Source organism: Mesorhizobium sp. M7A.F.Ca.US.007.01.2.1, assembly GCF_003998165.1.
Classification (GTDB): domain Bacteria; phylum Pseudomonadota; class Alphaproteobacteria; order Rhizobiales; family Rhizobiaceae; genus Mesorhizobium; species Mesorhizobium ciceri.
In genome coordinates, this window is the sequence record NZ_RZQP01000303.1 from 1 (window position 1) to 6,167 (window position 6,167).

Annotated in this window: 2 protein-coding genes; both read right to left on the minus strand. The window is 65.2% G+C overall.

The features are described from left to right. A partial coding sequence (locus tag EN949_RS31900) for an invasion associated locus B family protein (RefSeq protein ID WP_127371890.1) occupies positions 1-389 on the minus strand: 389 nt, incomplete at its 3' end. Positions 390-424: 35 nt separating this feature from the next. Then, positions 425-6,167 (minus strand): autotransporter outer membrane beta-barrel domain-containing protein (locus tag EN949_RS37185; RefSeq protein WP_164782603.1); only part of this gene is annotated, 5,743 nt, incomplete at its 5' end.

Below are 6,167 nucleotides of genomic sequence, written 5' to 3' on the forward strand. Positions count from 1 at the left end.
TTGAACGCCAGGCTGCCGTCCAGCTTCTGATCGTCGATGGTCAGGCTCACCCCCTTGGCCAGCGCCAGGCCGAACGGCAGCGCAAGCGTTCCCGTGGCATCCTCGCCGGTCTTGCTCGACAGCTCGATCGCCAGCAGGCGCTGATTGTTTTGCTTGTTGAATTGCTGATGCGACAGGCTGCAGGTTTTGGTCGCGCCTGATATCTGGCAATTGACCGTCCAGTCGCCGTGGGTTTCGGACAGTGCCGACGCGCCACCGGGCAACTGCGGCGCATCGGCGGCAGCCGGTGCCGCGACCGCCTTGTCGCTCTTGGTTTGCGCCGCCGCGGCCGGCACACCGACGGTGCAGGCAACACCCAGCATCGCCACGAAATACGCGAACTTCCTCATCAAGACCCCTCCCGCCCGGCTCCGCCTCGGGCCAGCTAGAAGCTGACCTTGAGAGACGCGCTGATCGCGTTCTGTTTAACCGTTTCGCCGAAGGCGCCATTATATCTGACGGACATGCCGACGCCATTGACGCCATTCAGTTCAAGGCCGGCGCCGACCCGATAGAGCGGCGAATCGACGGCCTCCGTCAAGTGCAATGCGGGGTTGCCAGGCAGATTCTCCGCCGCCGCGAAGCGACCTTCGATTTCCCACTCCTTGTTGGAAAACTCCGCCCCGGCCTTGCCGTAGACGCGAAGGCTGGCAATGTCGCTGAGCGCGATGTCGGTGCCGATCTCGATTGCAGGGGTTGCAGAATAGTAGGTGTTGGCCGAGCCATCGAAGTTGAAGGCGGCGACCGAACCCTCCTCCGTGCCTGAGACACGCAGCCAGCGCGCGTCGAACTGCACTGTCGGCTGCAGATAGAAGGCGCCCATCTCCCGGGTGAAACCCAACCGCGCCGAGCCGCCGAACATCGCGGTCTTCTGTGTGTAGGTGACGCTGCTGCCGATGCCAGGCAGCATTACCTCGTCGAGATAATCACCCGCCAACGTTTCGCCCGGAATGTAGAATGCCGGGTCGATATGGGTGTCGCGTTCGCCCTTGAACGAGCCCGTGCCGCCACCGAGTGCAAAGTCCACGAAGTAATTCTTGTTGGTATATTTGGCCAGCGCATAGGCCTGCCAGGCCTCACCGGTGGTCTCCGACAGCAGGTCTCCATTGAAGCCGATCTTGGAATCGAACTCTGTGCGGCCGATCGTGGCACCAAGCGACCAGTTCTGGCCGATCTCGCCAATGCCGCCAAGCGACATCGTCTTCAGGACGTCGTCGCGGCTTGTAGTGCCAGCGCCCGCGTCGCGGCTGTACTCGGCCTGCGGGCTGATCGTTGCCCAGACGCAGCGGCCGTCGGGATTCTTGTAGGCAGGCACGCCAGTACACTCACGCGCCGCTTCCAGCATCATGTCGGCTTCGCGGTTGATCATGTTGAACGTATGCACGGCATAATGCGGTGTGAGCCGGGTCAATGCTGCACCCAGTTCCTCTTCATTGGGCAGGAAGCGCAGCATGTTGATCAGCCTGGCCATCGGGTTGTCCGGGGTCGATGCTGCCTCGACATCGTCAAGGTACTGCGCCATCTGGAACACGCCGGGATCGGTGGTGCCGGACCCCGGATCCTGCGCCAGTTCCAGGAATGTCGGGTTGTCGGCGTAAAGAACGAGATCGGTGCCGCCATCCACCCGGAACTGGAAGTTGAAGCCCACTGCCGGATGCAAGGTCTTCGCTGCTATGCCGGAGTCGGTCATCCCCGAGCCATTGGCGACCACATATTCCGTGAACAGCTTATCGATCGACAGGAAATTCAGCGGCGCTTCGCCGTTGAAGTCACCGGCCGCCGTTAGTGCCAGGGCATCCGTGATCTGGTTGTTGAGATCCACATCGGTGACGAAATCGCCGGAGAGGTTTTGTTTGAAGCCGCCGCCGACATCCACCTTCGCCACCACGCCGATGCCCTGGTTGGTATAGAGCCCGTCATTGGTGAACAGCCCGCCGCCGAGATCGATGGTTTTCAGTCCGACCATCGAGGCATCGGCAAAATTGTGGAAGCTGTTGTCGCCGCCGCCGAGATCGATGTTGCCGATGACGCGTCCCAGCGTGTCGCCCAGCCGCGAATTGTCGACATGGTCATCACCCGACGTGCCGGTAATGGCCAGCGGACTGAAATCGTCGAGCAGCGATTCCAGGATCGCATTGGTCGGCACGACGGGACCGGGCGCCAACAGGAAGGTCTGGAATGCCTGGATATCCGCTGCCTGGATCTCGAATGTCGGCGTCGCTCCCATTGCGTAGAGCAGGCTGTGGTTGGTCAGCGCGTTGTTGGCGCCGCCGACGAGCATGGCGGCAACGCCGGTTCCGGCACCGCCAATCGTGTAATGACCGTTGAGATTGATGGTGATGTTGCCTTTCGCGCCGTTGGCTGTGCTTTCGCCGTAGGCGGCCACGGAACCAGCACCCTGCGCGAACAGGCTGTCGCCCGCGGTCAGCGTAACCGCGTGCGCGTCGCCGATGCCGGTCGCGCTCTGTCCGAACATGGCATACGAGCTCGCACCCTTGACCCAGACCTGGCTCATGGCCGTCGCCGTCGCCGCCGCGGCATCGCCGATGCCACCGCCGGAACCGGCAGCGCCGGCGGAGAGCGTGCCGGCCAGGCCGCCGCCGCCGCCCACCGCCTGGGCCACGATGCCGTGCGCCCGCTCGCCATCGGTGACGATCTCGCCGTCCTGCTGGATGGTCACCGTGCCGCCATTGCCCTTGGCACCCGCAAATGTGTTGAAGCCGATGGTGTTGTTGTCGATGCCGCTGCCGCCATCCGCCGTGGCGCCGAAGCGCCCGAAGCCGGCGCCGCCGATGCCGCCGCCGCCGCCGACCGACTGAGCGATGATGGCGACCGCATCGACACCATGCGTGGTGATGGTGCCGGTGCGGATCACGGTCACGTCGCCGCCATCGCCGCCATTGCCGCCAAGGCCGCCGATGCCGAGCGCGTTCGAGGTTTTACCTTTTGCGTCGCCGCCGACACCGCCGCCGCCGCCCACCGACTGCGCCACGACGCCATGCGCGCGGGCGCCGAAGGTTTCGATCGATCCGGAAACCTCAACCCTCACATCTCCGCCATCGCCGCCGTTGCCGCCCTTGCCGCCCAGGCTGAGGGCAAAAGAGTCGGACCCGGCGAAGTCGGACGAAACCGTGCCGCCATATCCGCCACCGCCGCCGATGGACTGGGCGAAGATGCCGTATGACCCATCCTTGTGTGTGATGATCTCGCCATCGTTGGTGACGGTGACCTTGCCACCATCGGCCTCGTTGTCGGGGTCGTTGGGGTCGCCGACCACCGGGATCGGAATCCCGTTGGGTATGCTGGCACCGCCACCGATTGTCATGTCTGCTTCCGATGCGCCGGTCGCGGCACCCGAGGCACCACCGCCACCGCCGATCGACTGCGCAAAAATGCCGTGCGAGATATAGCCCAGTGTTTCAATCTTGCCGAAGTTGTTGACCTCGACCTCACCGCCGATGCTGCCACTGCCGCCTTGGCCGCCAATATACATGGTAACGGCCGTCTCGGCCTTACCGGTCTCCGTCGAGCCAGCGCCACCCGCACCACCGCCGCCGCCCACCGACTGTGCGAAGATGCCGTGCGAGTTGTCGTCCTGCGTCAGGATCGAACCGCTCTGGAAGTTCTGGACGTGAACCTTGTCGCTGGTACCGCCAGCGCCGCCGGCGCCGCCGAGGCTCAGCGTGATGGCGATCTTCGAGTCGGTGGATGACGTGCCGGACGCGCCGCCGACGCCACCGGAGCCGCCGATCGACTGCGCCAGGATGCCGTGGGAATTGGCCTTGTCGGTCTGGATTATGCCGCTGTTTTCGACATTGACCTTGCCGCCGTTGCCGCCGACCTCACCCGAGCCGCCAAGCGACAGGTTTACCGCGACTTCACCGCCATCGCTCTTGCCCTTGCTTTCGCCGGCACCACCTGCGCCGCCGCCGCCACCGACCGACTGCGCGAAGATGCCTATCGAGCGCTCCTGCTTGGTCCATATCGTTGCGCCGGCCATATTGACGACATCGACCTGGTTGCCATTGCCGCCCTTGCCACCCGCACCGCCAAGCGAGCCGCCGATTGCGTAAGTGCCAAGCACGCCAGAGCTGGACGAGCCGCCGACACCGCCGCCGCCACCGATCGAATTGGCGCTGATGCCATAGGAATCGGCGCCGTCCGTGACGATCAGATTGCGGTTGGTCACCGAAACCGTGCCGCCATTGCCGGCGCCGCCGGCACCGAGGGCGATCGCCGCGCCGATACCGACCGAAGTCTCGCCAGCATCGCCTGGGCCGACGATATCCTCTTTGGTCGAAGCCGAGCCGCCGCCGCCGCCACCGCCGCCGATGGACATGGCGAGGATGCCGACCGAGTTGAACCCGCTTGTGCGGATCTCGCCCGAATTATCGACTGCGACACCGACCTTGCCATCGAAACAAGTGGCATTGCCACCGGCGTCCGCGGCACAGGCGGCATCGTTGCCTTCGCCGCCATTGCCGCCGATGCTGACATTTGCGGTAACGCTCGTGCCGGCGGTGCCGCCGACGTGGAAGGCCTGCGTGTTTGTCGCACCGCCCATGCCGCCACCGCCGCCGATCGATTGGGCAACAATGCCGGACGAATAGTCGCCGTCGGTGGTCAAATTGGCGGAATTCGTAACATCCACGGCACCGGACTTGTTGCCTGTGCCACCCGCCCCGCCGACACCAACGTTGACGGCGACGTTGACGCCGTTTTCTGTACCGAGATCGGCCGTCGCGCCATTGGTCGCTCCGCCGTTGCCGCCGCCGCCGCCGATCGACTGGGCAACGATCGCGGCGCTCATGTCCCCACCCGTCTTGATCGTCATGGCGTTGTGAACGGCGACATCGCCGCTGATGTTGCCCTTGCCGCCGCCGCCACCGATGGTGACTGTCGCATTGATGCTGGCGTTGACCCCGAAGCCGCCTGCAGCTCCCCAGGAATCGCCGCCATTGCCGCCGCTACCGGCCACCGATTGCGCGAGGATGCCGATCGCGTTGGCGCCTTTGGTAACGATGCTGCCGCCGCCATTCATGCCGCTGTCGACGATGACGAGGTCGCTCTTGCCACCGTCGCCACCCCAGCCACCAACAGTGACACCGAGTGAAACGCTGACCCCCGTGCTGGCTGCACCCGAAATCGTGGCAGCGCGGCCGCCATTGCCGCCGCCGCCGCCGATGGACTGGGCAACGATGCCGCCGGAACCGGCTGCGTCGGTGTCGGCAATCAGGTTGCCATCAGCCCGAACCGTTACCTTTCCACCATTGCCTCCGTTGCCGCCCTCGCCACCCACGGCAACCCCGACCGAAGCGGACACGTAGAGACCAGCGCTGACCGCGCCTGAATAAGCCGAACCGCCGTTGCCGCCACTGCCACCGACCGATTGCGCAAGGATGGCCTTCGAGCCCATGCCGCCGACATGAATGTCACCTTTGTGGGTGACCGTGACCTGGTTGCTGAGATTGCCATCGCCGCCACCGCCGCCGATCGCCACGGAAGCGGCGCCGAACAGACCGACGGCAAACGTTCCGACAGATCCGCCATTGCCGCCACCGCCGCCGACCGACTGGGCGAGAATGCCGTGTGAGAGGGAGCCCACGGTCGTGATGTTGCTGGTGTTCTTGACCTCTACCTCGCCGGCCGCGCCGCCGGCCCCGCCTTTGCCACCGATGCCGACCGCGGCAAAGGCGCCGGCCGCCATCGCAAACCCGCCGTCGCCGCCCGAGCCGCCGACCGACTGCGCGAAGATGCCGATCGACATATCCTTGTCCGTGCTGATCAGGCCTGTGTTTTCGACATAGACCTTCTTGCTCCCGCCGCCCGACGCGCCATCGCCGCCAAGCGAGAAGGACGGCCCGCCAACCGAGACGGCAAATCCGCCTGAGCCGCCACCGCCGCCGATCGACTGCGCCAGGATGCCATGAGACTGGACACCTTCGGTGTGTACCGCCGCGCCATTGGTGACATCGACGGTCCAGCCCGTGCCGCCGCCACCTCCCTTGCCACCGATTGTGACGTTGGCGCCGAGGCCGGCGGAAGCCGTGCCGCCGCCATTGCCGCCGCCGCCGCCGATCGACTGGGCGATGATACCCGTGGAGCGGTCACCAAGCGTGTGAATCAGC